The organism is Streptomyces ochraceiscleroticus (genome assembly GCF_000720485.1).
Classification (GTDB): Bacteria; Actinomycetota; Actinomycetes; order Streptomycetales; family Streptomycetaceae; genus Streptomyces; species Streptomyces ochraceiscleroticus.
In genome coordinates, this window is record NZ_JOAX01000012.1 from 20,196 (window position 1) to 45,777 (window position 25,582).

Annotated in this window: 22 protein-coding genes; 10 read left to right on the forward strand and 12 right to left on the reverse strand. The window is 72.7% G+C overall.

Annotated elements, in window-relative coordinates; translation table 11 throughout:
• Positions 1-34 precede the first annotated feature (34 nt).
• Positions 35-4,741: an ATP-dependent helicase gene (locus tag IG84_RS0116560; RefSeq protein WP_031057188.1), complete on the reverse strand. Its 4,707-nt coding sequence runs from the start codon at positions 4,739-4,741 to the stop codon at positions 35-37.
• 101 nt (positions 4,742-4,842) lie between these two features.
• Here IG84_RS0116560 and IG84_RS0116565 point away from each other — a divergent pair, with 101 nt between their 5' ends.
• From IG84_RS0116565 to IG84_RS0116575, 3 genes are all read left to right on the forward strand, one after another.
• Positions 4,843-5,730: an AraC family transcriptional regulator gene (locus IG84_RS0116565; RefSeq protein WP_031057192.1), complete on the forward strand. Its 888-nt coding sequence runs from the start codon at positions 4,843-4,845 to the stop codon at positions 5,728-5,730.
• Between the two features lie 77 nt (positions 5,731-5,807).
• Positions 5,808-6,593, forward strand: a complete 786-nt coding sequence (locus IG84_RS0116570) for an AzlC family ABC transporter permease (RefSeq protein WP_382467547.1) — start codon at positions 5,808-5,810, stop codon at positions 6,591-6,593.
• A complete protein-coding gene (locus tag IG84_RS0116575) occupies positions 6,590-6,898 on the forward strand; it encodes an AzlD domain-containing protein (RefSeq protein WP_031057201.1) in 309 nt (102 codons plus the stop codon). Before IG84_RS0116570 ends, IG84_RS0116575 begins: the two co-directional genes overlap by 4 nt.
• Positions 6,899-6,945: 47 nt before the next feature.
• Here the strand turns inward: IG84_RS0116575 and IG84_RS0116580 are convergent, their stop codons facing one another.
• Both IG84_RS0116580 and IG84_RS0116585 read right to left on the reverse strand, forming a co-directional pair.
• On the reverse strand, positions 6,946-8,289 hold the full coding sequence (locus IG84_RS0116580; RefSeq protein WP_157848890.1) for an MFS transporter: 1,344 nt from the start codon (positions 8,287-8,289) through the stop codon (positions 6,946-6,948).
• Positions 8,286-9,731, reverse strand: a complete 1,446-nt coding sequence (locus tag IG84_RS0116585) for an alkyl sulfatase dimerization domain-containing protein (RefSeq protein ID WP_051861809.1) — start codon at positions 9,729-9,731, stop codon at positions 8,286-8,288. The genes IG84_RS0116580 and IG84_RS0116585 overlap by 4 nt, the downstream gene beginning before the upstream one ends.
• Positions 9,732-9,933: 202 nt before the next feature.
• Here IG84_RS0116585 and IG84_RS0116590 point away from each other — a divergent pair, with 202 nt between their 5' ends.
• Complete coding sequence (locus IG84_RS0116590; protein ID WP_063761807.1) at positions 9,934-11,196, forward strand: PucR family transcriptional regulator; 1,263 nt, start codon at positions 9,934-9,936, stop codon at positions 11,194-11,196.
• Here IG84_RS0116590 and IG84_RS0116595 read toward each other — a convergent pair.
• Entirely contained in the window at positions 11,175-12,098 is a 924-nt protein-coding gene (locus tag IG84_RS0116595) for a hypothetical protein (RefSeq protein WP_031057215.1), read from the reverse strand. The two genes, IG84_RS0116590 and IG84_RS0116595, sit on opposite strands and share 22 nt — an antisense overlap.
• A 78-nt stretch (positions 12,099-12,176) precedes the next feature.
• Between IG84_RS0116595 and IG84_RS0116600 the strand changes: the two genes are divergently transcribed.
• The 4 genes from IG84_RS0116600 (at position 12,177) to recX (ending at position 15,765) form a co-directional block, all read left to right on the forward strand.
• Positions 12,177-12,371: a DUF3046 domain-containing protein gene (locus tag IG84_RS0116600; RefSeq protein WP_031057220.1), complete on the forward strand. Its 195-nt coding sequence runs from the start codon at positions 12,177-12,179 to the stop codon at positions 12,369-12,371.
• A gap of 161 nt (positions 12,372-12,532) precedes the next feature.
• Complete coding sequence (locus IG84_RS0116605) at positions 12,533-13,774, forward strand: AI-2E family transporter (RefSeq protein WP_051861811.1); 1,242 nt, start codon at positions 12,533-12,535, stop codon at positions 13,772-13,774.
• A gap of 212 nt (positions 13,775-13,986) precedes the next feature.
• Positions 13,987-15,108 (forward strand): recombinase RecA, encoded by a 1,122-nt coding sequence (recA, locus tag IG84_RS0116610; RefSeq protein WP_031057227.1) that lies wholly within the window; start codon positions 13,987-13,989, stop codon positions 15,106-15,108.
• A 9-nt stretch (positions 15,109-15,117) separates the two neighbouring features.
• Complete coding sequence (gene recX, locus IG84_RS0116615) at positions 15,118-15,765, forward strand: recombination regulator RecX (RefSeq protein ID WP_031057231.1); 648 nt, start codon at positions 15,118-15,120, stop codon at positions 15,763-15,765.
• 87 nt (positions 15,766-15,852) lie between these two features.
• Here recX and IG84_RS0116620 read toward each other — a convergent pair whose 3' ends face one another.
• The 8 genes from IG84_RS0116620 to IG84_RS0116650 form a co-directional block, all read right to left on the reverse strand.
• Positions 15,853-16,236 carry a rhodanese-like domain-containing protein gene (locus IG84_RS0116620; protein WP_031057236.1) on the reverse strand — a complete coding sequence of 128 codons (384 nt, stop codon included), beginning with the start codon at positions 16,234-16,236 and terminating at the stop codon, positions 15,853-15,855.
• Positions 16,233-16,736, reverse strand: coding sequence for a cupin domain-containing protein (locus IG84_RS0116625; RefSeq protein ID WP_037800402.1), 504 nt, complete (start codon positions 16,734-16,736; stop codon positions 16,233-16,235). The genes IG84_RS0116620 and IG84_RS0116625 overlap by 4 nt, the downstream gene beginning before the upstream one ends.
• Before the next feature lie 361 nt (positions 16,737-17,097).
• Positions 17,098-17,184, reverse strand: coding sequence for a putative leader peptide (locus IG84_RS42925; protein WP_351599523.1), 87 nt, complete (start codon positions 17,182-17,184; stop codon positions 17,098-17,100).
• 92 nt (positions 17,185-17,276) lie between these two features.
• The gene (locus IG84_RS0116630) at positions 17,277-19,319 is read right to left on the reverse strand and encodes an FAD-dependent monooxygenase (RefSeq protein ID WP_051861813.1); all 2,043 of its coding nucleotides are present in this window, start codon (positions 19,317-19,319) and stop codon (positions 17,277-17,279) included.
• Between the two features lie 223 nt (positions 19,320-19,542).
• Positions 19,543-20,481, reverse strand: coding sequence for an amino acid ABC transporter permease (locus IG84_RS0116635; RefSeq protein ID WP_031057245.1), 939 nt, complete (start codon positions 20,479-20,481; stop codon positions 19,543-19,545).
• A 73-nt stretch (positions 20,482-20,554) separates the two neighbouring features.
• Positions 20,555-21,202: an amino acid ABC transporter permease gene (locus IG84_RS0116640; protein ID WP_031057246.1), complete on the reverse strand. Its 648-nt coding sequence runs from the start codon at positions 21,200-21,202 to the stop codon at positions 20,555-20,557.
• A 148-nt stretch (positions 21,203-21,350) separates the two neighbouring features.
• Complete coding sequence (locus IG84_RS0116645) at positions 21,351-22,259, reverse strand: glutamate ABC transporter substrate-binding protein (protein ID WP_031057251.1); 909 nt, start codon at positions 22,257-22,259, stop codon at positions 21,351-21,353.
• 55 nt (positions 22,260-22,314) lie between these two features.
• The gene (locus tag IG84_RS0116650; protein WP_031057255.1) at positions 22,315-23,100 is read right to left on the reverse strand and encodes an amino acid ABC transporter ATP-binding protein; all 786 of its coding nucleotides are present in this window, start codon (positions 23,098-23,100) and stop codon (positions 22,315-22,317) included.
• Positions 23,101-23,409: 309 nt separating this feature from the next.
• Between IG84_RS0116650 and IG84_RS0116655 the strand changes: the two genes are divergently transcribed.
• Positions 23,410-24,129 carry a response regulator transcription factor gene (locus IG84_RS0116655; RefSeq protein ID WP_031057257.1) on the forward strand — a complete coding sequence of 240 codons (720 nt, stop codon included), beginning with the start codon at positions 23,410-23,412 and terminating at the stop codon, positions 24,127-24,129.
• Positions 24,130-24,144: 15 nt separating this feature from the next.
• Positions 24,145-25,575, forward strand: coding sequence for a HAMP domain-containing sensor histidine kinase (locus IG84_RS0116660; protein WP_031057262.1), 1,431 nt, complete (start codon positions 24,145-24,147; stop codon positions 25,573-25,575).
• The last annotated feature ends 7 nt before the right edge of the window (positions 25,576-25,582 follow it).

The following is a 25,582-nucleotide window of genomic DNA, read 5'->3' on the forward strand; positions in this document are numbered from 1 at the left end:
GCGGCCCGGGGAGCGTGGGCCGGCGGTGGCGCGTTCATATCCGCAGCCGCAGGCCCCTCGGTGTCGCGTGGAAGCCCGCGGACTCCAGCTCGGCGGCCAGTGGCGAGGTGAGGGCCGACGAGCCGTTGATCCGCTCGATGGTGAGCGCGCCCACGAAGCCGTTCCGCACCGCGGCCGCGAGCGCTTCCAGGGCGAGCCGCACCCGGGCCCCTCCGCCGTCCTCCCCGGCCTGCCAGGCCAGCAGCGTCTTGCCGCCGCGCTCCATGTAGACCGCCAGCTCGCCGTCGACCACGACGACCAGCGAGCCCGCCTTGCGGCCAGGCTTGTGCGACGAGCCCTCCGGCGGCTCCGGCCAGGGCAGCGCGGCGCCGTACGCGTTGGCCGGGTCCGCCGCGGCCAGTACGACGGCGCGCGGAGTGCCGCCGCCGCGGGCCGGTCCGGCCGGCTGCCAGGAGCCGCCGGGCGCGGTCTCCTCGGCCGTACGGTCCCGGCTCGTACTGACCGCGCGCAGCCGGTCCACCGCGCCGTCCATCGCGAACTGCGCCGCGCCCAGTCCCTCGACGACGTATCCGCGGCGGGCCTGGCCGGTCTCCTCGAAGGCGGACAGCACTCGGTACGCCGCGGAGAAGCCGCCCTCGACTCCCTCGGCCGCCACCGCGCCCCGGGTGACGATGCCGTGCCGGTCCAGGAGCGTGTGGGCCAGCGCGTGCGCCCGGTGGGTGGGGTCCGGCTCCAGTACGGGCAGCAGCGACCAGCGTCCGGCCACCGTGGGCGGCCCGGAGCGGGACGCGGTGGGGCGGCCCGTCCGGCCGGTGGCGGCGGTGAGGCCGCCGTACCGGCCGCGCGGGGTGGCCCGGCGGGCGCGGTGCGCGGTGGCACCGGCCGTCCGGCCCGAGCCGAGCAGCGAGCGGAGCGGCGCCAGGGTGTCGTTGGTCAGCCGCCCGGACCAGGCCAGGTCCCAGACGGCGTCGGCCAGTTGAGGATCGGTGGCGTCCGGGTGCGTCGTGGCCCGCACCTGGTCGGCGAGCTGACGGAAGAACAGGCCGTACCCGGGCGCGAGGGCGTCCAGTACGGACTGGTGGAGCGGCGTCACCTCGAAGGGGTGCGGCTGCGGCAACAGGAGCGGCGCGGTGTCGGCCGGATACAGGGCGATCCAGCCGTCCTTGCCGGGCAGCGCGCCGGCGCCCGCCCACAGGACCTCGCCCATGGAGGTCAGCTCGTCCAGCAGGGCGGGGGAGTAGCCCGACACCCGGGAGGGCAGGACGAGCCGCTCCAGGGCCGAGGCGGGCACGGGCGCGCCCTGCAACTGCTCGACGGCGCGCATCAGTCCGTCGATGCCGCGCAGCCCGTGGCCGCCGACGCTCTGCCACTGCGGCAGGAAGGCGGCCAGCGCGGGCGGCGGCACCGGCTCCAGCTCGTGCCGCAGCGCGGCCAGCGACCGCCGCCGCAGCCGCCGCAGCACCTGCGCGTCGCACCACTCCTGGTGCACACCGGACGGCGCGAACTCGCCCTGGACGACCCGGCCCGCACCCGCGAGGCGGTGCAGCGCCCCGTCGGTGACGGCCGTGCCGAGGCCGAAGCGGGCGGCGGCCTGCTCCGAGGTGAACGGGCCGTGCGTGCGCGCATACCGGGACAGCAGGTCGCCCAGCGGGTCCTTGACCGGCTCCATGAAGGACTCCGGGACGCCCACGGGCAGCGCCGTACCGAGGGCGTCCCGCAGCCGCCCGGCGTCCTCGACCGCGGCCCAGTGCTCGGCGCCCGCCACTCGCACCCGGATGGCGCGCCGGGCAGCGCCCAGCTCCGCCGCCCACGCAGGATCCGCGCCGCGCTCGGCCAGCTCGGCGTCGGTCAGCGGCCCGAGCAGTCGCAGCAGGTCGGCGACGCCTTCGGCGTCCTTGACCTTGCGGTCGTCGGTCAGCCACTGCAGCTCGCGCTCCAGGTCGGCGAGGACCTCCGGGTCCAGCAGCTCGCGCAGGTCGGCCTGGCCCAGCAGCTCGGCGAGCAGCCGGGAGTCGAGCGAGAGGGCGGCGGCGCGGCGCTCTGCCAGGGGGGAGTCGCCTTCGTACAGGAACTGCGCCACGTACCCGAAGAGCAGCGACCGGGCGAACGGCGAGGGCTCCTGGGTGGTCACCTCCACGAGCCGGACGCGGCGCGACTCGATGTCCCCCATCAGCTCGGTCAGACCGGGGACGTCGAACACGTCCTGCAGGCACTCGCGGATGGCTTCGAGGACGATCGGGAAGGACCCGAACTCGCTCGCCACCTGGAGCAGTTGCGCGGCGCGCTGGCGCTGCTGCCACAGGGGCGTGCGCTTGCCCGGATTGCGCCGCGGCAGCAGCAGGGCGCGCGCCGCACACTCCCGGAAGCGTGCGGCGAACAGCGCAGAGCCGCCCACCTGGTCGGTCACGACCTGGTCGACCTCGCCCTTGTCGAACACGACATCGGCCGCGCCCACCGGCGACTGATCGGGGTCGAACTCCGCGCCCGCCGCGTCCGGGTCGGTGTCCAGCAGGTCCAGGCCCATCAGGTCGGCGTCCGGCAGTCGCAGGACGATGCCGTCGTCGGCGTGCATCACCTGCGCGTCCATGCCGTACCGCTCGGTCAGCCGGGCGCCCAGCGCCAGCGCCCAGGGGGCGTGCACCTGCGCGCCGAACGGCGAGTGCACCACCACCCGCCAGTCGCCCAGCTCGTCCCGGAAGCGCTCGACGACGATCGTGCGGTCGTCGGGGACGTGGCCGCACGCCTCGCGCTGCTCGGCGAGGTAACTCAGGACGTTGCCCGCGGCCCAGTCGTCCAGTCCGGCGGCCGACAGCCGGGCCCGGGCCGCCTCCGGCTCCAGCGCGCCGATCTCCCGGAGGTACGCGCCCAGCGCCCGGCCCAGCTCCAGGGGACGGCCGAGCTGGTCGCCCTTCCAGAAGGGCAGCCGGCCGGGCACCCCGGGGGCGGGCGAGACCAGCACCCGGTCCCGGGTGATGTCCTCGATGCGCCAGGAGGTCGTGCCGAGCGTGAAGACGTCGCCGACCCGCGACTCGTACACCATCTCCTCGTCCAGCTCCCCGACGCGGCCGCCGCCCTTCTTGGGGTCGGCGCCGGCCAGGAAGACCCCGAAGAGGCCGCGGTCGGGGATCGTGCCGCCCGAGGTGACGGCGAGACGCTGGGCACCGGGCCGGCCCGTGACGGTGTTCGCGACCCGGTCCCACACGATGCGCGGCCGCAGCTCGGCGAACGCGTCGGAGGGATACCGGCCCGCCAGCATGTCCAGCACGCCGCTGTACGCCGACTCCGGGAGCGCAGCGAACGGCGCGGCCCGTCGCACCACGGCCAGCAGCTCCTCGACGTCCCAGGCGTCCATCGAGACCATCGCGACGAGCTGCTGGGCCAGCACGTCCAGGGGATTGGCCGGGACGCGCAGCGCCTCGATGGCGCCCTCGCGCATCCGCTCCGTGACCACCGCGGCCTGCACCAGGTCGCCGCGGTACTTCGGGAAGACCACGCCTGTGGACACCGCGCCCACCTGGTGGCCCGCGCGGCCCACCCGCTGCAGCCCGGAGGCGACCGACGGCGGCGACTCCACCTGGACCACCAGGTCCACCGCGCCCATGTCGATGCCCAGCTCCAGGCTGGAGGTGGCCACCACGGCCGGCAGCCGGCCCGCCTTCAGGTCCTCCTCGACCTGGGCGCGCTGCTCCTTGGACACCGAGCCGTGGTGCGCCCTGGCCAGCACCGGAGGAGCGCCCTTGGCGCCGCCGGACTGGGCCATCAGTTCGGCGGGGGAGTGGTCCTCGGGCATCGGCTCGCCCGTGGCGCGCTCGTACGCGATCTCGTTCAGGCGGTTGCACAGGCGCTCGGCCAGGCGCCGGGAGTTCGCGAAGACGATCGTTGAACGATGCGCCTGTACAAGGTCGGCGATGCGCTCCTCGACGTGCGGCCAGATGGACGGCTTGTCGCCGCCCGCATCGCCGCCGTCCGGCCCGGTCTCCCGTACGGGCGAGCCGCCCAGCTCTCCCAGGTCCTCGACGGGCACCACCACGGAGAGGTCGAACTCCTTGCCCGAGGGCGGCTGCACGATCTCCACCCGGCGGCGCGGCGACAGATAGCGCGCGACCTCCTCCACGGGCCGGACCGTCGCCGACAGGCCGATGCGGCGGGCCGGGCGGGGCAGCAGCTCGTCCAGGCGCTCCAGGGACAGCGCCAGATGCGCGCCGCGCTTCGTCCCCGCGACGGCGTGCACCTCGTCCAGGATCACCGTCTCCACGCCCGCCAGGGCGTCACGCGCCTGGGAGGTCAGCATCAGGAACAGCGACTCGGGGGTGGTGATCAGGATGTCCGGCGGACGGTTCGCGAGCGAGCGGCGCTCGGCGGCGGGGGTGTCACCGGAACGGATGCCCACCCGGATGTCGGGCTCCGGCAGGCCGAGCCGGACGGACTCCTGGCGGATACCGGTCAGCGGGGAGCGCAGATTGCGTTCGACGTCGACCGCGAGGGCCTTGAGGGGGGAGACGTACAGCACCCGGCAGCGCTTCTTGGGCTCGGCGGGCGGCGGCGTGCTCGCGAGGGAGTCCAGGGAGGCGAGGAAGGCCGCGAGGGTCTTGCCGGAGCCGGTCGGCGCGACGACCAGGACGTCTGAGCCCTCGCCGATGGCCCGCCAGGCGCCGTCCTGCGCGGCGGTGGGCGCGTGGAAGGCCCCCGTGAACCAGCCTCTGGTCGCGGGGGAGAACGAATCGAGCGCGGTCCTCGCCATGACCCCATCCTGCCTCGGACCACTGACAACGGTCGGCGGGCGGCCCGTCCGGACCGTGGACGCGCAGGTCAGCGACGGGGTGCTGGGCGCAGAATGGGTGCATGGGCAGCAGCGGGGGCGGCCCGGCGGAGGGCCGGGGGAGCGGGCGCGCCGGCGGTCGCGGGCGGGCGTCCGGCGAGTGGGCGCGGCACTGGCGGTACGCGGAGCTGCCCGGCCTGGACCTGCTGCGCGCCCGGTACGTGCGCCACGCCTTCCCGCGCCACAGCCACGAGGGCTTCGTGCTGGCCGCGGTGTCGGGCGGGATCGAGGAGGTCGGGCTGCCGGACGGGACCCTACGGGCCGGCCACGGCAGCGTCGTCATGATCAACCCGGAGGTGCCGCACACCGCGCGGGCGGGCACCGACGACGGCTGGACGTACTCCACGCTCTACCCGTCCGCGGGCCTCATCGCCGAGATCGCCGCGGAGACCAGCGCCCTCCGCGGCACACCCGGCTTCACCGAGTCGGCCGTCGAGGATCCGTACACCTCCCGGCTCATCCAGGAGGTGCACCGGGCGGCGGAGGCGGGCAACGCGCTGGCCGCCGACAGCATGCTGCGGATCGCCGTTTCCCGGCTGCTGCGCCGGTACGGAGGGCCCCTTCCGGCCCGTACACCCCGCGCGGCGGGCGCGGCCGGGGCAGCGCGGGCACGGGAGATCCTGGAGGAGCGGCTGACGGACCCGCCGTCCTTGGACCAGCTCGCCGCGCAGTTGGGCACCAGCCCCTTCGCGCTGCTGCGCGCCTTCAAGAGGGCGTACGGCATGCCGCCGCACGCCTGGCTCACCGACGCGCGGGTGCGCCGTGCCCGGCGCCTCCTGGACCGCGGCACCACGCCCGCCGAGGCGGCGGTGGCCGTCGGCTTCACCGATCAGCCGCATCTGAACCGGCACTTCACGAGGATCGTCGGCGTACCGCCCGGCGCGTACCGGCGCGAGCGCGAGAGCTCGTGACGGCCGCCCCGGGGCGGAGCGCGGACGACCAGTGGCGCGCAAGAACGTACAAGACCGCGGGGCGGCGTCTGCCTAGCGTGGAGCACGTGGCAGAACAGATCGAACAGACCGTACCGCCCGGGATACCGGGCGCCGTGGCGGGTGCGCCCCTGGAGGGCCCGCCGCGCAAGCCCGACGCCGCCGTCATCAGGGACGCGCTCGGCGTCGGTGTCGCCGTCGGACTCTCCGGCTTCGCCTTCGGAGTCACCTCGGCGGGCGCGGGCCTCAGCGTCCTGCAGAGCTGCCTGCTCAGCCTCCTCGTGTTCACCGGCGCCTCCCAGTTCGCACTGGTCGGCGCGCTGGGCGCGGGCGGCAACCCGTTCGCCGCCGCGGCCGGCGCCTTCTTCCTGGGCGCCCGCAACGCCTTCTACGGGCTGCGGCTCTCCGGGCTGCTCGGCTACCGGGCCCTGGTGAAGCCGCTCGCCGCCCACTGGGTCATCGACGAGACGTCCGCCGTCACGCTCGCGCAGCCCGACCGGCGCAGCGCCCGCCTCGGCTTCACCGTCACGGGACTGTCGCTCTACGTCCTGTGGAACCTCACCACACTGGCCGGCGCGCTGGGCGCCGAAGCGCTCGGCGACACCGCCGCCTGGGGCCTGGACGCGGCCGGGCCCGCCGTCTTCCTGGCGCTGCTCGCCCCCATGCTGAAGACCGCCGTGGAGCGCGCCGTGGCGGGCCTGGCCGTCGTCCTGATGCTGGTCACCCTGCCGGTACTGCCCGCCGGCGTGCCGGTCCTGGTCTCCGCGCTGGCCGCCCCTGCCGTGCTGCTGGCCCAGGGCGCCCGCTCCCGCAGGACAGCACGCGCACAGGAGGAGAGCCGGTGAACACCTGGATCGCGATCGGCGCCACCGCCGTCGGCTGCTACCTGCTCAAGTACGCGGGCCTGCTGGTGCCCGCCGGCCTTCTGGAGCGCCCCCTTGTGAAGCGGCTCGCCGCGCTGCTTCCGGTGGCCCTGCTGGCCGCCCTGACCGCGCAGCAGACCCTCAGTGAGGGTCCTCACCTCCTTCTGGACGCCAGGGTGGCCGGTGTCGGCGCGGCGGCCCTCGCCCTCGTACTCCGCGCGCCGTTCCTGCTGGTGGTCGCGGCTGCCGTGGTGGTCACGGCGGGGGTACGGGCGCTCGGCGGCTGAAACGGTGAGGGCGGGCGCACCCCCGTACGCCCGCCCTCACCGGGTCTCTACACCGTGCCCAGCCGGCGCGCGTCCCGTTCGGGGCGCAGGAAGAGCGTGACCGCCACTCCGGCCGCCGTCACCAGTCCGGCCATCAGCACGTACGCGCCGAAGTATCCGGAGGCGACGGTCGTGCCCGCGTCCACGATGCGCCCCATGACGAGCGGCGCCAGCACGCCCGCCAGGGCGAACACACACGTCAGCGCGCCGAGGGTGACGCCGCGCCGGTCGGCGGGGGAGATCCGGGAGACCGCGGTCGCCGCGACCGTGAGGACGATGTCCGTGACGGCCATCGGCCCGAGCAGCAGGACGATCTTCAGCCACAGCACGTCCGTCGCGGCGAACCCCACCATGGCCACGCCGGCCAGGATCATCACCAGGCCGGTCTTCACGCCGGAGGACCAGGTGAGGCGCGGCGGCAGCCCGGCCGCCGCCCGCTTGACCGACCACTGGACGAGCGCCCCGTGGGCCAGCATCGCGGCTCCCTTGGACAGCGCGGACAGCATGATCAGAAGGCTCGCGCCGCGCAACGAGAGCCCGCCCACCTCCTGGAAGTAGTCCGCCGACCAGGTCAGCCCGGCCGACAGCGTCCAGTACGCGGCGAACGAGCCCAGCGCCGCCGCCAGCCAGGTCCCCGACAGCAGCAGCTTCCGGTACGGGATGCCGGCCGCGGCCCCCAAGGCGGCGCCCGCCGAAGCGGGCTCCCGTGCGCGCCGCCTGCCCACCGGAGGCGCCAGCGGCCCCTCCTTCCCGTAGCGCAGCCACACCGCCGCCCAGAGGAGTCCGACGAGACCGACGACCCCGAAGGCCCAGCGCCAGCCCCAGTGGTCGATCACCACGCCCAGGGTGGGCGCCGCGATGGCCACCCCGGCCGCCGCGCCGGCCAGCAGCACCGCGGTCGGCAGCGTGCGGTCCTTCTGCTCGAACCAGCCGTACAGGTGGTGCAGCGCCACCGGGGACGCCGGGCCCTCCGCCGCGCCCAACAGGACGCGCGTGACCACCAGCACCCCGAAGCCGGCCGCGCCGATCAGCATCGGCAACTGCGCGGCCGACCACAGGAGCGCCATGCCCAGCAGCAGTACGGATGTGCGCACGGTGCGGGTGAGGAACGACCCGGCCAGCGCCGCCAGGCTGAAGAGCGCGAAGAACGCCGAGGACGCCGTGCCGAACTGCTCCCGGGTGAGCCCGAGGTCGTGCATCACCGGGTTCGCGGCCAGGCCCATGACCGTCTTGTCGGCGAAGTTCACCAGCATGAAGGCCAGCAGCAGCCACGTCGTGCGCCAGGCCGGCCCCCGTACGGCGGCGGCCGCGCCCCGTACGACGGCCGGCGCGGACTCGGCGGCGGATGTCACCGAAGGGCCTCCGGCGCCGTCCCGCTGTCCGCCGCCGATCCGCACGCGCAGCCGTCCTCGTCCGCCACGACGCCGACCGAGATGGCGCCGGCCGCCCGCCGACGGCCCCCCTCGCTGCGCGTCAGCTCGGTGGTGAGGTCGGACCCCTCGACCACGGCCGCCGACTCCGCAGCGGCCCACCGGAAGACGCCCTGGGCCATCGTGGAGGACTCGGCGGCGGCCCGCTTCGCGTACACCTCCGCGCGGACCCGCGCCACTTCGCGGTCCTTCGGCGCCGCCAGTGCCGCGGTCTCGGCGAGATGGGCGGCCAGCCGCAGCTCCCCGCGGCCCAGCAGGTCCGCCGCCCGGCGCGCCAGTACGACGGCGCCGCCCGCCGCCTCCGCCAGCTCGGCGGCCAGCTCCGCTTCGGGCGCGGGCTTGAGGTGCGCTGGGTTCTGGTCGTACCAGCCGCCCCACAGCCGCCACAGGTTGCGCACCACGAACTCCGGCTCGCCGTACGCGGGGTGGAGATACGGCTTCGCCAGCAGTTCGGCCGGGACCTTGACGCCCTGCAGCACCTCGTCCAGGCGCAGTCCGGCGTTCATCAGCTCCCGCGTCTGGGTGCACAGCGACTCCAGCAACTCGGCACTGTCCCCGAGGGCCTGCGCGACCCGGGGCGCGCCGACGATCGGCACGCCGTGCCCGGGGAGCAGCACCTCGGCACCCAGCTCCGCCATCGCGCGCAGCGCACGCGCCCAGTCCTCCGGGTAGCGCTGTACCTTCTGGGGGTTGCCGGCGTTCGGCGAGTTCCAGATGAACAGGTCACCCGTGCACAGCGTCTTCAGCTCCGGAATCCAGACGTACGTGGCGTCGTCCGTCTCACCGCGCGCATGGAAGAGCTCGAACGTCAGGTCCCCGTAGCGCAGCGTGAGCCGGTCCCGGTAGGTGGTGTCCGGGTAGCGGTAGCGGGTCGGCCAGTTGAGCGCCGGCACCCCGAACTGCCGCCGGTTGATCCAGGAGTTGTAGCCGGCCGTCTCCGTGTAGCGGTCGAAGCGCGCGGCCACCGCCTCATGGGCGACCACCTCGGGAGCGGCCACGCCCCGCGCCCGCGCGTCCTCGTCGAACGGGCCGACTCCGAAGACGTGGTCCACGTGCCCGTGCGTGTAGACGATGCTGCGCACTTCTTTGCGCGGCGCACTGTCCGTTGCCGCGCCGAACGCCGTCACCGCCGTGTGGAGGTGCCCGGCTGTGCGGACGTCCCCGGAGTCCACCAGCACCAGCCCGTCCGACCCGGTGTCGAACACCGCCACGTTGGCGAACGCGGGCAGGAACCCGGTCCGCTCGCCGATGCGCACCAGAGAGTCCCCCGTGTACGCCCCGGAGAGGTGGGCGAGCAGAGTGTCCTGCCCCTGCCAGACACGGTCCACGTAGGCGAGATAGTCGTCGGGGCTGTGCTGCGTCATAGAAACGGCTCCTTACGAGAGTCGGATGCCGGCCGGTACGACGGGGGCCTTTCGCGGCCGGGCCACCGAGTCTGAGCCGCGTACGTACCGGACGACATCCGGTGCCGTCACATCGCCCCGGCGTCGGTACTGTGACGCGTCACAATCTCGTGCTGCCCCTTCGGATGCGGCGCGGGACCGCACCCGGAGGAAGGAGGCACGCGTGCCGCTGTCCGAGGCAGCCCGTGACCTTGCCCTGCGCTGCGAGACACGGGTCAACGAACTGGCCCGCGAGATGTCCGGCGACGTGTTCGCGCACATCCCCGGATACGCCGAGCTGCCCGACGACATGAAGGACGTCGAGATCGCCGCCACCGTTCGGCACGGGCTGCGCCTCTTCATGCGGCGGGTACGCGGCGGGGGCGGCCGCCGCGGCGACCACGCGCTCTTCAGGCAGCGCGCAGCGCAGCGCGCGGAGGAGGGGCTGCCGCTTCACCTGTTGCTGCGCACCCACGCGCTGGGCACCTACGCCCTCTGGCGGACGCTGCGCGACGAGGCCCGCCCCGGTGAGGAGGCCGCCCTCACCGAGCTGACCGACTTCCTCCTCCGCAACCAGGACAGCGTCATCGGGGCGGTTGCCGAGACCTACCTCGACGAGCGCGCCGCGCTGGACGCCGAACGGCGCGAGGAACGGCGGACCCTCGCGCGTGCCCTGATCGACGGCGCGCCCGCCGCCGACCGGGATGCGCTGGAGGAACTGGGCCTGGACGGTCCCGTCACGGTCCTCGCGCTGCGCCTCCCGCCGGCCGACGGCCCCGCCCCCGCACCGATCGCGGTCCGCCGCGGCCTGCGGCGCCTGCAGACCGCCCTGGAACGCGAATTCGGCACCGACGTACTCCTCAGCCTGGACGCCGTGGGCGGCCACGCGCTCGTACCGGGCGCACCGGAACCCGCCGACGGCCTCGCCGGGCGCCTGGCCCGTGCGTGCGGCGGCCCGGTGCGCTGTGCCGCCGCACGGTCCGAGAGCCCCGGAGGCGTCCCGCACGCCGCCCGTACCGCCTCCGAGGTGATCCGCATCGCGCACGCCTCCGGACGGCCCCCGGAGCTCCACCGGCTCGCCGACGTGCTGCTCGAGTACCACCTCTCGCGCCGCGACGAGAGCAGCCCGATGATCGCGGCCCTCCTGGACCCGCTCGACGGCCGTCCCGAACTGACCGACACCCTGCGCGCCCACCTGGAGACGCGCCAGGACCGCCGCGCGACCGCACGGGCACTCGGGCTGCACCCGAACACCGTCGACAACCGACTCGCCCGGATCGCCGAACTCACCGGCATCGACCTGGCCTCCCCACGAGGCACCACCCTGGCCCTGTGCGCGCTGCTCCTCAGAGACAGCGCTCACGACAGCGCTCCGGAACCGCCTTCAGAGAGGGCGCGCCCCGGCCGCTCGCCCTCGGGGGCGGGTCATCCGATGTCGCGCCCGTAGGCGCGCAGCGTCCGCAGCGCCTTGAGGGTCACCATCGGGCGGCACTCCAGCGTCGTGCCCGGCGCCCACGCCCGCCAGTTCACCGGCCAGCCGCCGTCCTCCTCCTGAAGGGCGGCGAGGTGGTCCAGTGCCCGGTCCATCTCCGCGTCCGTGAACCAGCCGCGCGCCGGGGACGCCGGGGTGGGCGCGTAGTCGTACGCGAAGTGGTGCTCACCGGGCGCGTACCCCTCCGCCACCGGGATCTCGTGCGCCCGCTCGGGCTCCACGACCACCAGCCCCTGCTCCCGTACGAGCCGGCCCAGGCGCCCGGCGGCGGCAGCGGCGCGTGCCCGGTCCGGCACGCCTTCCAGGAAGCCCAGCGCGGCCTCCGCGCCGTACGGGTGCGTCTTCTCCAGGGACTCCACCGCCTGCCAGCAGTAGTCCGTGGCCCGGAACAGCCAGGCGTGCCACACCTTGTTCCGGTGCAGCAGCCCGACCACCGGGCCGGTCGCCAGCAGATCGCTCGGCGGATCGTCCACCACCGGGATCCAGGGCGCCGCGGGATAGCCGCGCAACGAAGGATGCAGGGCGGGCAGGGCACCTTCGGGGGTGGAGATCTGCGTCAGGTAGCGGCAGACCTGTTCCACCCGGCGGCCCTCGCAGCGCCCGATGGCGTCCAGTACCGAGAGTGCGTGCGCGGTGTGCAGCGGCTGGCTCACCGGGCCGCGCAGGTCCGGCTCCAGGGCGTGCCCGTACCCGTTGTCGTCGTTGCGGTACGCGTCGAGCGCGGTCTCGACGGCGTCCGCGCTGCCGCCCAGGAAGTGATGTTCGAAGCGGCGCTGTTCCAGGACCCGCGCGGTGAGCCAGATGAAGCGCTCGGCGCGCGCCAGAGGGGTCGTCGGTGGACTTGCGGTTTCGGCCATGGCCCGACGGTAGGACGGAACCCGCGGCCGGTCAGCGGCTCGCGCACGGCTGCACTCTCAGGGCGGGATACTGGGGTCATGCGGTTGACGGACTTCTGGCAGCGGATGGCGGATCACTTCGGCGCGGCGTACGCCGACTCCTTCGCGCGCGACTACGTGATGTCCGAGCTGGGCGGCCGGACCGTCCACGAGGCGCTCGACGCGGGCTGGAGCGCCAAGGAGGTCTGGCGCGTGGTCTGCGCCGTCATGGACGTGCCGTACGAGAGGCGCTGACCGCACCGCACCACCCGGATCCGCGTCCACGTCGATCCGACGTGACGTGGGTCAGGGCCCGCGTTGTCCGACCCGTACGCGAGACTTGAGCCGTGTCCGCGACTCCGAAGCCCACCGGCCCCGACGACCGACGACCGAACGATCCGCGCTCCGCTGCGCGGATGCCGCGCTGGCTGCCGCGCGCGATGGTGCTGGCACTCGCCCTGCTGGCCTGTTTCCAGCTCGCGAGCTGGGCGTTCCACCAGCTCATCTCGCTGCTGCTGAACATCCTCATCGCGTTCTTCCTGGCGCTGGCCGTCGAGCCGGCGGTCGACTGGATGGCGGCGCGCGGCGTGCGGCGCGGGGTGGCCACCGGGCTGGTCTTCCTCGCCATCCTGGTCGCCGGGGTGGGCTTCATGACCCTGCTCGGCTCCATGCTGGCGGGGCAGATCACCACCATGGTCGGTGAGTTCCCGCAGTATCTCGACTCCGTGATCAGCTGGACGAACGAGACCTTCCACACCCACCTCTCGCGCGTGGAGGTGCAGAACAACCTGCTGAAGTCCGACTGGCTGCAGCGGTACGTCCAGGACAGCGCCAACAACGTCCTCGCCGTCTCCGCGACCGTCCTGGGCTCGCTGTTCAACCTCCTCACCGTGGCGCTGTTCTCGTTCTACTTCGCGGCCGACGGCCCCCGGCTGCGCCGCGCGCTGTGCTCCGTACTGCCGCCCACCCGGCAGGCCGAGGTGCTGCGCGCCTGGGAGCTCGCGGTCGCCAAGACCGGCGGCTATCTGTACTCCCGCGGCCTGATGGCGCTGATCTCCGGCATCGCGCACTACGTCCTGCTGGAGATCCTCGGCGTGCCGTACGCGCCCGCGCTGGCCATGTGGGTCGGCCTGGTCTCGCAGTTCATCCCGACGATCGGCACGTACCTCGCGGGCGCGCTGCCGATGCTGATCGCCTTCACGGTGAACCCCTGGTACGCGGTCTGGGTGCTCGGCTTCGTGGTTGTCTACCAGCAACTGGAGAACTACCTCCTGCAGCCGCGGATCACCGCGCGGACCGTGGACATCCACCCGGCGGTCGCCTTCGGGTCGGTCGTCGCCGGCACGGCACTGCTGGGCGCGGTCGGCGCGCTGATCGCCATCCCCGCGACGGCGACGCTGCAGGGCTTCCTCGGCGCGTACGTCAAGCGGTACGAGGTCACGGACGACCCGCGGGTGCTGGGCCGCGGCCGCCGCAGACGGGGCGCCTCCCTCCTGGCCACGGTGCGGCACATCGTCCACGCGGAGCAGCCGAAGGCGCCGCTGGACGAACGCCGGCGGTCCGGTGGCGAGGACCGGCCGGGAGAGCAGGGCCGGGGAACGGACGGGGAGCCCGGCACCGACCGGCGCCGGGAGGACGACGGGCCCGCCGACGACTGAGCGGTTCCGGGGCCCGTCCCGGGGCTCGGACGCGGCGTGGTGCGCTTGACACCAAAATCGAACATCCATTCTTATGAGGGCTACGGCCCCTATTTTCTGGGGGTTCCCTGGAAGTTATCCACAGGTCGAGGCCGGGTCCGGGCGCATTGTCAGTGGCAGGCGTTAGCGTCATGGACGTGAAGCGATCGACTCAAGCGAACCGGGTGGAACCCATGGCAGGCACTGACCGCGAGAAGGCGCTGGACGCCGCACTCGCACAGATTGAACGGCAATTCGGCAAGGGCGCAGTGATGCGCATGGGGGACCGGCCGAACGAGCCCATCGAGGTCATCCCGACGGGGTCGACCGCGCTCGACGTGGCCCTCGGCGTCGGCGGCATCCCGCGCGGCCGCGTGGTCGAGGTCTACGGCCCGGAGTCCTCCGGTAAGACGACCCTGACCCTGCACGCCGTGGCCAACGCGCAGAAGGCCGGCGGCCAGGTGGCCTTCGTGGACGCCGAGCACGCCCTCGACCCCGAGTACGCCAAGAAGCTCGGTGTCGACACCGACGCCCTGATCCTCTCCCAGCCGGACAACGGCGAGCAGGCCCTGGAGATCGTCGACATGCTGGTGCGCTCCGGCGCGCTGGACCTCATCGTGATCGACTCCGTCGCCGCACTGGTGCCGCGGGCCGAGATCGAGGGCGAGATGGGCGACTCGCACGTCGGCCTCCAGGCCCGGCTGATGAGCCAGGCGCTGCGGAAGATCACCAGCGCGCTCAACCAGTCGAAGACCACCGCGATCTTCATCAACCAGCTCCGCGAGAAGATCGGCGTGATGTTCGGCTCGCCGGAGACTACGACCGGTGGCCGCGCCCTGAAGTTCTACGCCTCGGTGCGCATCGACATCCGCCGTATCGAGACCCTCAAGGACGGCACGGACGCGGTCGGCAACCGCACCCGCTGCAAGGTCGTGAAGAACAAGGTCGCCCCGCCCTTCAAGCAGGCGGAGTTCGACATCCTCTACGGCCAGGGCATCAGCCGCGAGGGCGGCCTGATCGACATGGGCGTGGAGCACGGCTTCATCCGCAAGTCCGGCGCCTGGTACACGTACGAGGGCGACCAGCTCGGCCAGGGCAAGGAGAACGCCCGCAACTTCCTCAAGGACAACCCCGACCTGGCCAACGAGGTCGAGAAGAAGATCAAGGAGAAGCTGGGCATCGGTGTGAAGCCCGAAGACCTGCCGGCCGAGCCCGGCGCGGACGCGGCCGGCACGCCGGCGGAGCCCGCCAAGGCCGTCCCGGCCCCCGCGGCCAAGGGCGCCAAGGCAGCCAAGGCCGCAGCGGCCAAGAGCTAGTCCCCCGCCGTGACCCGCCGAACGCACTGGCCCGACAGCGGCGAGCACGACGCCGCGCCCGTCGCCGATGGCGGCAGCCCGGACAGCGGTGGCCCGGCCTCGTCGAGGGCCGGGGACGGGCCGCCGCGCACACCCGAGGAGCAGGCGCGGGCGATATGCCTGCGCCTGCTCACCGGAAACCCACGCACCCGGAAACAGCTCGCGGACGCACTGCACAAGCGGGGCATCCCCGACGAGGTGGCCGAGGATGTGCTCTCCCGCTTCGAGGACGTCGGGCTGATCGACGACGCGGCGTTCGCCGGGGCGTGGGTGGAGTCCCGGCACCACAGCCGCGGCCTGGCCCGCCGCGCGCTCGCCCGGGAGCTGCGCACGAAGGGCGTGGAGTCGTCGCTGATCGACGAGGCCGTAGGACAGCTCGACCCGGAACAGGAGGAACAGACCGCCCGAGAACTGGTCGACCGCAAGCTTCGGTCCACGCGGGGGCTGGACCGCGACAAGCGCCTGCGCCGCCTCGCGGGCATGCTCGCCCGCAAGGGCTACCCGGAGGGCCTGTCCCTCCGCGTCGTCCGCACGGCCCTCGAAGCCGAAGCGGCGGAGGACGCGGACGCGGACACGGGCGCCCCGGATTTCCTCGACGAGTACATGCCGGGGGGCTGAGACGTTGAGGGGAAGGGGCTGAGGAAGGGCCCCAGCCCGGGGAGGGGCCAGCGCCCGCGGCCCGGGCCGGTTCGAGGAGGCTCTCGGTCAGCGAGGGGGATTCACCGGGAGGCCGGCGGCGCGCCAGGACTGGAAGCCGCCGGTGAGGTCGGTGGCGTGGCGCAGGCCGAGGCGGCGGAGGGAGACGGCGGCGAGGCTGGAGGCGTATCCCTCGTTGCAGATCACGACGGCGCGGAGGTCGTGGCTCGTGGCCTCGGGCGCGCGGTGGTCGCCGGTCGGGTCGAGCCGCCATTCCAGCTCGTTGCGTTCCACGATCAGCGCGCCGGGGATCGTGCCGTCCCGCTCGCGCAGCGCCGCGTAACGGATGTCCACCAGCAGTCCGCCGTCCCGCTGTATGGCCGCCGCCTCGTGGGGTTCCACCCGGTCCAGCTCCGCGCGGGCCTGCGCCAGGAGGTCGTCGATCGCGCTCATGCCCACTCCTCCGGACGCTCGATCTCCTCGAGCCGCAGTACGGCGCCGCTGCGGCTGTAGCGCCGCATCAGGGGGAGCGGCGGGTAGTAGGCGTGTACGGACACGGCGTGGGCGGACGGCGAGGCGTTGAACACCTCGTGCACGTGGTGGGGGCCGAAGGCCCGGCCGCGGCCGTCGCTGAGCCGCCGTTCGCGGTCCACGTCCTCCGCGAGCTCGAGCGTCTTCCAGCCTTCGGTGGGCAGCCGGACGGCGAGGGACTGTTCGGTCAGCTCGCCCGCCGCGGCGGCGAAGGCACCCCGCGAACCGCCGTGATCATGCCAGCCGGTGCCCGTTCCGGGCGGCCAGCCGATGAGCCATGCCTCGCTGCCGCCCGGCCCGTCCAGCCGGATCCAGGTACGGCCCTCGGGGTCGAGGGGGAGCGAGGCGATCAGGCCGGCGTCGGCGGCAGTACGGCGGACGAAGGCGAGCAGGTCGGAGGCGCTGGGGCCCCGGTCGTCGATGGAGCCTCGGCCATCGGCGGAGGGCTGGTACGAGGTGCGCTGTGGGTGGGGGACCGCGGCAGTGTGCGGGAAGGGTGAGGTACGTACGTCGGGCACGAGGACCGTCCTGGAGGTCGCGAGGGAGCGCGCGGCGGGCGGTGCGAACCGGCGGGCGGGCGACATGCATGCGCCTGGACGCGTACCGACGTCATGGGACGTGTGCTGACGTTGTGATTCGTGTCCTGACGCCGTGGAGCGCGTGCCTTGAAAGCGGATGTACGCCGGTATGCCGGTGCGCCGCGCGAAGGGCAACTGTGAGCCGGGACCGGGAACAGTGATCCAGAAGTCCGGAAATCCGGAGGGTTCAGGGATCAGGGTCCGGTCAGCAGGACGGGCGACACACGCAGCCCGCGTAGCGGACCAGGTCCAGATGGACCCTCCGCCAGAAGTGCGAGTCGGTGTCAGTCACGCTCCGGAGTGAAGCACGGGATTCGGGCGACGGTCAATCGAGAAATGGACGCAGTGGCTGATCACGGCCAATGATCAGCCGATCCGCGACGATCACCGCTCGCCGGACCGGAAACCGAACCCGGACGCGCTCCCGAACCCGGACCCGGACCCACTCCCGGCCCCGGCCCCGGACTCGGATGCCGAAGTGTCCGGAGTCTCCCCCTCGCCCCCGCACAGCGCCCGTGCGCATGCCTGGAGCTCGGCGGGGCGGACGCCGGCGAGAGCGGTGATGAGGTGGCCGTCGGGGCGGATGAGGAGGACGTTGTGGGCGGCGGCGCCCGGGTAGTACTCCGCGACCAGGATCTCCGCGGTCAGCGGCAGCGCCGCCACCGCGTCGGCGAGCTGCGGCATCAAGCCCGCCGACATCCAGTGCCGGCGGTCCCACACCCCCGTGCCCGGCGCGACCAGGACAACCAGCAGGCCGTGCCCCAGCCGGTCCCGCAGCCGTACGGCCGAGCCGTCGGGCGCCGTCACCGCGACGTCCGCGACCGGCCCGCCCGGCTCAGTACCCACCCGGACCGCCCCGGCCGGCGGAGTGACGGGCGCCAGCGGCGACCGGTCGTACACCGAAGGCGCGCCCAGCGGCCCGCGCCCCAGATGCCCGTCCGTCAGCAGCGACGTCCGCCCGCGCCCGGCCGCCGTGACCACACCCCGCAGCCGCCCCCGGGCACCGCCGTCGCGCACCAACGGCAATGCCTGGTCCGCGGCGCGCAGACGGGCGGCGACGGCGCTCCTGCGCTCCGCCTGATAGCTGTCCAGCAGCGTGTCGGAGGCGCCGTGGTGCCAGGCGAGCGACAGCTTCCAGGCGAGGTTCTCGACGTCCCGCAGCCCCTCGTCCAGGCCCTGCGTGCCCAGTGCGCCGAGCAGGTGCGCGGCGTCCCCGGCGAGGAACGCCCGCCCGGAACGCCAGCGCCGCGCGAGCCGATGGTGGACGGTGTGGACTCCGGTGTTGAGCAGCTCGTAGGGCGGCACGAGCGAGCCGGCCCCCTCGCCCGCACCGGCCGCCTCGCCCGCACCGATCCCGCCCGCACCGGCCCCGCTCCTGCCGCTCCGGCCCGTATCCGCACCGGTGGAAGCCCAGCACGCCAGCGTGTCCCGGATGCGTGTCACCAGTGCGTCCGGGGTGACCAGGTCGCGGCCCGGTGGCAGCAGCCAGTCCAGCCGCCAGACGCCGTCGGGCAGGGGGCGGGCCGTCACCTCGCCGGCCGGGCCGCCGATGATGCCGGACCGGCCCGTTCCGGCGGCGCCGCGGCGCGGGGGCGCGCGGTGCAGCAGGGCTTCGCCGGGCCAGGGGAGTTCGGTACGCAGGGCGGCGACGGCATGCCGTTCGACGGCGGTACGGCCGGGGAAGCGGATGTCCAGCAGCTTGCGTACGGTCGACCGCGGTCCGTCGCAGCCGATGACGTAACTCCCGCGCCACCATGTGCCATTGGGGCCGCGGGTGTGGACGCCGACGCCGTCACGGTCCTGGGTCAGCTCGTCGACGCGGCTCTCGGTGACGACCTGTACGAGCGGTTCGTGATCGAGGACGGTGCGGAGGGCGCGGGCGAGGGCGTGTTGGGGCACGTGTATGGGCGACAGGAAGGCGTGCGTGCCGTTGTCGTGCGCCGCGCCGTCCAGCGCATGCGCCGTGATCGCCTTTCCGCGCGCGGCCGCCGCACCCGCGCCGGGCACGTCACTGCCACTCTCCGCACTGCCCCCATATGTGCCGCGTCCCCCGCCCCCGTGGCCCCAGTCGTCGTCATCGACCCAGTCGCGCCCGCCGGCCCGGGCGCCCTCACCGGCCTGTTCGTCCCGCTGTGCCGGGAACATCCCCGTTCCCGCACCCGCGAATTCGACCCGGTCCAGCAGTCGCCGGCGCTGCATCGTGCGCCAGGCCGCCCAGCGGGTGCCCTCGGCGCCCAGCGTCTCGCCGCAGCCCAGCCGGGTGAGGAAGGCGGCGGTGTCGGGCCGCAGTACGGCGGTACGGGCGAGCCGGACCTCCTCGCGGCCGTCGGTCTCGTCCAGTACGACGGAAGGGACGCCGAGCCGTGCGAGGGCGACGGCGAGGGAGAGGCCGACCGGGCCGGCCCCGGCCACGATCACCGGGTCCACGAAGCCGCTCCCCGGACCTGGAGGTTCTTACGAGACGTACAGGAACTGACAGTTGGGGCCCGGTGCGCGATCACACAGCGTATGCAACCTAGTGCGGGTGTGCCGCGTCAAGTGACAGAGGCAGCGGCGCAGTGCCGCTGCCTCTGTCTACATGTCGGCCCGTCAGGTCCCGGCTGCCGAAAGGCAGTAGACGAACCGGGCGTTCGCTGTCGTTCTATTCCGTCTATTCCGCCTTCTTGTCCACCGGCCCCGGCGTGGTCGCCCCGTCGATGGCGCCCATCGCGTCGCCCGCCGTCAGCGCCTGGCCCGCCTCCGCGACCGCGATCCCGGTCTTGGCGCGGCGGCCGCGGCGCTCGATCCAGTTGGCGAGCGAGGAGAGCAGCAGGCACATCGCGACGTAGATCGCGCCGCCCACGATGATCATCGGTACGTACGGGTTGTCGTCGTTGACGACGGTGTTGCCGGCCAGTTGCTGGATCGCGTAGAGCAGCTCCTGGTAGGTGATGACGTAACCGAGTGAGGTGTCCTTCAGGGTCACCACGAGCTGGCTGATGATCGTCGGGAGCATCGCGCGGATCGCCTGCGGGATCAGAACCGACGTCATGACCTGCGTCTTGCTCATCCCGATCGCGTACGCGGCCTCACGCTGGCCCTTGGGCACGGAGTTGATGCCCGCGCGGAGCACCTCCGCCTGGACCGACCCGTTGTAGACGGTCAGACCGATGACCAGGGCCCAGAACTGCGTTCCCTCACCCGTGAAGCCCAGTTCGGACTTGTAGCTGAGGAAGAGCACCCACAGGACGTAAATCGTGATCAGAAGCGGTACGGCACGGAAGAGCTCGATGAATCCCGTGGTCAGCCAGCGCACCGGCTTGTGGTCCGAGAGCCGGCCCACGGCCAGCAGCACCCCGAGGACCAGCGACAGCACCGCGGCCACCGCGAAGACCTGGAGCGTCGTCAGGACGCCGTCGCGGATCGAGGTACGCACCCCGGCATAGTTGAAGATGTCCCACATCTCCGGCGCGAACTGGCCTTTGGCGGCCAGCCGCATGACGGCGAAGACGATGAGGGCGAGCACGGCGAGCGCACCGACGACCGAGTAGACCCGGTTGCGTACGCGGGCCTTCGGTCCAGGCGCGTCGTACAGGACACTGCTGCTCATGCTTCCGCCTTGTTTCGCTGGGCCGTGCGCCCGGGCGACGGGCACTTCGTGGGGGAGTTCTGGCTGTGCGCGTTCATCGGGCCACCTCCAGGCGGCGCTCCAGCAGCCGGAAGAGGCCGCTGATGGTGAAGGTGATGATCAGGTAGGCCAGAGCGATCCACAAGAAGATCCAGCCGATGGCGAAGCCCTTGTCGCTCAGCAGCTTGGAGACGTTGAACAGTTCGGTGTTGCTGAAGGCGCCCGCGATCGCGGAATTCTTGGTGAGCGCGATGAAGATGCTGCTCAGCGGTGGAATCACGGTGCGGGTGGCCTGCGGAAGGACGATCATGCGCAGGGTCTGGAAGAAGGTCATCCCGATGCTGCGGGCGGCCTCGGCCTGACCGAGCGGAACGGTGTTGAACCCGGACCGCACGGCCTCACAGACGAACGAGGAGGTGTAGAAGCCGAGCGCGAGCGTGGCCAGTACGAAGGGGCTCGTCCCGGGGAAGAAGATCTGCGGGACGATGAAGAACGCGATGAGGAACAGCAGGGTGAGCGGTGTGTTCCGGAGCAGCGTGACCCAGGCGGTACCGAAGGCGCGCAGCGGCGGTACGGGGGAGACGCGGAAGCCGGCTATGAGGATGCCCAGGACAAGAGCGAGTGCCCCGCTGGCCGCGGTGAGCGCGAGGGTCCCCAGGAAGCCGTCGCGGAACTGCGGGAGATGATCGAGGAGTACGTTCATGGGGTCTCCGCGGTGGCGGTGAGAAGGTGGCGGCGGACGGGCGCGGGACGCCGGCCTCGTTCGTGGACGTCACGAGGCATCGCGCCCCGTACGCCCGCCGCGGCGGGCGTACGGGGCGCGACGGCTCAGGCCGGTCTCGAGCGTGCGGTCAGTAGCGGGGGAGCGGCGTCTTCGGGGCCTCGTAGGGCGAGCCCGACTTGCCCAGCGTGCCTTCGTACGCCTTCTTGTAGTCGCCGTTCTTGATGTGCGCCTCGAGGGAGTCGCTGATCGCGTCGCGCAGCGCCTTGTCGCTCTTGTTCATGCCGACGCCGTAGGGCTCGTCGGTGAACGGCTTGCCCACGAGCTTCAGCTTGGTGGGACGCTCCGCGGCGTACCCCTTGAGGATCGCGTCATCGGTGGTGACGGCGTCGACCTGGCCGTCCAGCAGCTGCTTGACGCAGAGGGAGTACTTGGAGAGCTCGGTGGTCTCGGCCCCGTACTTGGCCTTCTTGATCTCCTGCAGCGGAGTCGAGCCGACGATCGAGCAGACCTTCTTGCCCTTGACCGAGTCCGGCCCGGTGATCGACTTCTCGTCCTTGCGGACCAGGAGGTCGGCGCCGGCCACGTAGTACGGGCCCGCGAAGCCGACCTGCTTCTTGCGCTCGTCGTTGATCGTGTAGGTGCCGACGTAGTAGTCGACCTGGCCCTTGGAGATCGAGGTCTCGCGGACGTTGGAGTCGACCGTCTTGAACTCGATCTGCTTGGCGGAGAAGCCGAGGTCGGCGGCGATCATCTTGGCGATCTCGATGTCGAAGCCGGTGCGCTTGCCGTCGGAGTCCTGGAAGCCCAGGAACGGCTGGTCCGCCTTGGCGCCCACGATGATCTTGCCGCGCTGCTGGGCCTTCTTCAGCGTCGGGGAGTCGATCTTGACGTTCTCGGCGGCCTTGTACGTCCCGCTGAAGACCTTCTCGCCCTTGGGCTTGTCGCCGGCCGTGCCGGACTGGCCACCGCACGCCGTCGCGGTCGCGGTCAGCGCGAGCACCACCGTGGCCGCAGCGGCCGTCTTACGCATCCTCATGGTGAAGTTCCTTCGGTTCAGCAGGTGTGGGCAGGCATCGTGGGCCACTGCGGGCTCAGTGGTGCAGGATCTTGGAAAGGAAGTCCTTGGCACGGTCGCTGCGCGGGTTGTTGAAGAACTGCGTCGGCTCGGCCTCTTCGACGATCCTGCCGTCCGCCATGAAGACGACGCGGTTCGCCGCCGAACGCGCGAAACCCATCTCGTGCGTGACGACGACCATGGTCATGCCGTCCCGGGCGAGCTGCTGCATGACCTCCAGCACCTCGTTGATCATCTCCGGGTCCAGCGCCGAGGTGGGCTCGTCGAAGAGCATCACCTTCGGGTCCATCGCCAGCGCTCGGGCGATCGCCACACGCTGCTGCTGGCCGCCGGAGAGCTGCGCGGGGTACTTGTCCGCCTGGGTGCCCACGCCGACCCGGTCCAGCAGCGCACGGGCCTTCTGCTCGGCCGCCTTCTTGTCCGCCTTGCGGACCTTCAGCTGGCCCAGCGTCACGTTCTCCAGGACCGTCTTGTGCGCGAAGAGGTTGAAGGACTGGAAGACCATGCCGACGTCGGCCCGCAGCCGCGCCAGCTCCCGGCCCTCCTGGGGCAGCGGCTTGCCGTCGATGGTGATGCTTCCGGAGTCGACGGTCTCCAGGCGGTTGATCGTGCGGCACAGCGTGGACTTGCCGGACCCGGACGGACCGATCACGACGACGACCTCGCCGCGCTTGATCGTCAGATCGATGTCCTGGAGCACGTGCAGCGCGCCGAAATGCTTGTTGACCCCTGTCAGCACGACCAGATCGTCCACCGCCGGGGCGGGGCCCCCGGGGTCCTTGGTCACCGATACTTCGCTCATCGGCGGGTAGCTCCGTCCTCCTCGGTTGAGAGGACAGTAGTGACGCACCGCGATCAGCGTCAGTACATCTGAGCGGAAATTGAGCATAACGATCCGGCTGCAAAGCGACACTCTGGGTGAACGGGGCGCAGGGTGCGTGGACGCGCCCGGCGGCCGGTTTGCGGAGGGCAATGGTCCGCTCCGTACGGGCCGGTACCGGCTGGGTAACAGATGTCCGTACCGGGCCTGCTGCCCCTTGACGGGTCCGCCGTCGATCGCGGTAGATGCCCTGATGGCCTGCGACGCGAGCCGATGAGAGGGGGAGGGCCGATGCGGCTGCTGCTGGTGGAGGACGACAACCATGTCGCCGCGGCGCTCTCCGCGGTGCTCGCCAGGCACGGCTTCGAGGTGGTGCACGCCCGCAGCGGTGAGGAGGCGCTGCACGCGCTCGTACCGGACGCGGCGGAGCCCTTCGCGGTGGTACTGCTCGATCTGGGCCTGCCCGACCAGGACGGATTCGAGGTCTGCGGCCGGATACGGAAGCTCACGAGCACCCCGGTGATCATGGTTACCGCGCGCTCCGACGTCCGCTCGCGCATCCACGGCCTGAACCTCGGCGCGGACGACTACGTGGTCAAGCCGTACGACACCGGGGAGCTGCTGGCCCGTATCCACGCGGTGAGCCGACGCACCGTGCACGGCCCCGGGGAGCAGGCGGCCGAGGACGGGGGCGGCGAGCACCTGCTGCGCATCGGTGCCGTCACCATCGAACTGGCCACCCGCCAGGTCTCGGTCAATGGGGGCGCGGTCCCGCTGACCCGTAAGGAGTTCGACCTGCTGGCCCTTCTTGCGCAGCGCCCCGGGGTGGTCTTCCGCCGGGAGCAGATCATCAGCGAGGTGTGGCGGACGAGCTGGGAGGGCACCGGGCGGACTCTGGAGGTGCACATCGCCTCGCTCCGTTCCAAGCTGCGGATGCCCGCGCTGATCGAGACGGTGCGCGGCGTCGGTTACCGGCTCGTGGCGCCCGCTCCCGCGCCCCCGGCCTCCTGAGGGCCGTCCGGCACCGTGCGCACCCGCCTCCTCCCGCTCCTCATCGTGCTGATGGCCGGTGTGCTGCTCGCGCTCGGCTTCCCGCTGGCCGGCAGCCAGGCGGCGGGCGAGCAGCAGCGGGTGGTGGTGGACCGGATCGACGACGCGGCGCGCTTCGCCTCACTGGCGCAGTTCGTCACCGCCCGGCCCGGCGCCGACGGCCGGGCCCCCGCCGAGGACGAACGGCTGAGCACGCTCCGCACGGAGCTCCAGCGGTACCACGATCTCTACGGCATCCGTGCCGGTGTCTTCTACCGCGATCGCACCCCCATGGCCGCCGCGCCCGCGCGCTGGCGGGTACCGAGTACGGGGGAGGGGCGGCAGGCTTTCGACGAGGCGCTCGCCGGGCGGCGCAGCCACGACCCGCATCAGGCGTGGCCCTGGGACGAGCGCCGGCTGCCGGTCGCCTCGCCGGTCATCCGGGACGGCGACGTCGTCGCGGTGGTCTTCACCGACTCGCCCACGAAGCAGCTCCGTTCGAGGATCCTGCACGGCTGGCTGTGGCTGGTGGCGGGGGAGGCGCTGGCCATGCTGGTCGCGGTCGGCGCCGCGTTCCGGCTCACGGGGTGGGTGCTGCTGCCCGTACGGACACTGGACGCGGCCACCCACGACATCGCCACCGGGCGGATGAAGTCCCGGGTGGTCGCCGGTTCGGGGCCGCCGGAACTCCGCAGGCTGGCCCGGTCGTTCAACGAGATGGCGGACAACGTCGAGGACGTGCTGGAGCAGCAGCGCGCCTTCGTCGCCGACGCCTCCCACCAGCTCCGCAATCCGCTCTCCGCCCTCCTGCTCCGCATCGAACTGCTCGCGCTCGAACTCCCCGAGGGGAACGAGGAGATCGCCTCCGTGCGTACGGAGGGCAAGCGCCTGGCCCGGGTCCTGGACGGCCTGCTGGACCTGGCGCTGGCCGAGCACGTCCCCGCCGACCTGCAGCTCACCGATGTCGCAGCGCTGGCTGCCGAACGGGCCGACGCCTGGCGCCCGCTGGCCGACGACAAGGGCGTCACGCTGCGGTACGACGGGCACGGCGCGGTCACGGGCTGGGCGGACCCGGTGGCGCTGTCCAGCGCCCTGGACGCGGTCGTCGACAACGCCCTGAAGTTCACCCCGGCCGGCGAGGAGGTCACGGTCGCCGCGGCCCCCGAGGGCGAGCGCGTCCGGATCACCGTCGCCGACCACGGCCCCGGCCTCACGGACGAGGAACTGGAGCGGATCGGTGACCGCTTCTGGCGCAGCGGCCGCCACCAGAACGTCTCCGGGTCCGGCCTGGGCCTGTCCATCACCCGCGTCATGCTCGCCGCGGGCGGCGCGGACATCTCCTACGCCCCGAACGCGCCACGCGGCCTGTGCGTCACTGTCACGGTCCCGCGCGACCGCCCGCACCAGGACGCGCCGGCGGCCCCCTGACGGCCCC

Bases quoted from the DNA above. Each gene is read 5' to 3' on its own strand.
- IG84_RS0116560 (WP_031057188.1), bottom strand. From the start codon at position 4,741: ATGGCGAGGACCGCGCTCGATTCGTTCTCCCCCGCGACCAGAGGCTGG.
- IG84_RS0116565 (WP_031057192.1), top strand. From the start codon at position 4,843: ATGGGCAGCAGCGGGGGCGGCCCGGCGGAGGGCCGGGGGAGCGGGCGC.
- IG84_RS0116585 (WP_051861809.1), bottom strand. From the start codon at position 9,731: ATGACGCAGCACAGCCCCGACGACTATCTCGCCTACGTGGACCGTGTC.
- IG84_RS0116595 (WP_031057215.1), bottom strand. From the start codon at position 12,098: ATGGCCGAAACCGCAAGTCCACCGACGACCCCTCTGGCGCGCGCCGAG.
- IG84_RS0116600 (WP_031057220.1), top strand. From the start codon at position 12,177: ATGCGGTTGACGGACTTCTGGCAGCGGATGGCGGATCACTTCGGCGCG.
- IG84_RS0116605 (WP_051861811.1), top strand. From the start codon at position 12,533: ATGCCGCGCTGGCTGCCGCGCGCGATGGTGCTGGCACTCGCCCTGCTG.
- recA (WP_031057227.1), top strand. From the start codon at position 13,987: ATGGCAGGCACTGACCGCGAGAAGGCGCTGGACGCCGCACTCGCACAG.
- IG84_RS0116620 (WP_031057236.1), bottom strand. From the start codon at position 16,236: ATGAGCGCGATCGACGACCTCCTGGCGCAGGCCCGCGCGGAGCTGGAC.
- IG84_RS0116635 (WP_031057245.1), bottom strand. From the start codon at position 20,481: ATGAGCAGCAGTGTCCTGTACGACGCGCCTGGACCGAAGGCCCGCGTA.
- IG84_RS0116640 (WP_031057246.1), bottom strand. From the start codon at position 21,202: ATGAACGTACTCCTCGATCATCTCCCGCAGTTCCGCGACGGCTTCCTG.
- IG84_RS0116645 (WP_031057251.1), bottom strand. From the start codon at position 22,259: ATGAGGATGCGTAAGACGGCCGCTGCGGCCACGGTGGTGCTCGCGCTG.
- IG84_RS0116650 (WP_031057255.1), bottom strand. From the start codon at position 23,100: ATGAGCGAAGTATCGGTGACCAAGGACCCCGGGGGCCCCGCCCCGGCG.
- IG84_RS0116655 (WP_031057257.1), top strand. From the start codon at position 23,410: ATGCGGCTGCTGCTGGTGGAGGACGACAACCATGTCGCCGCGGCGCTC.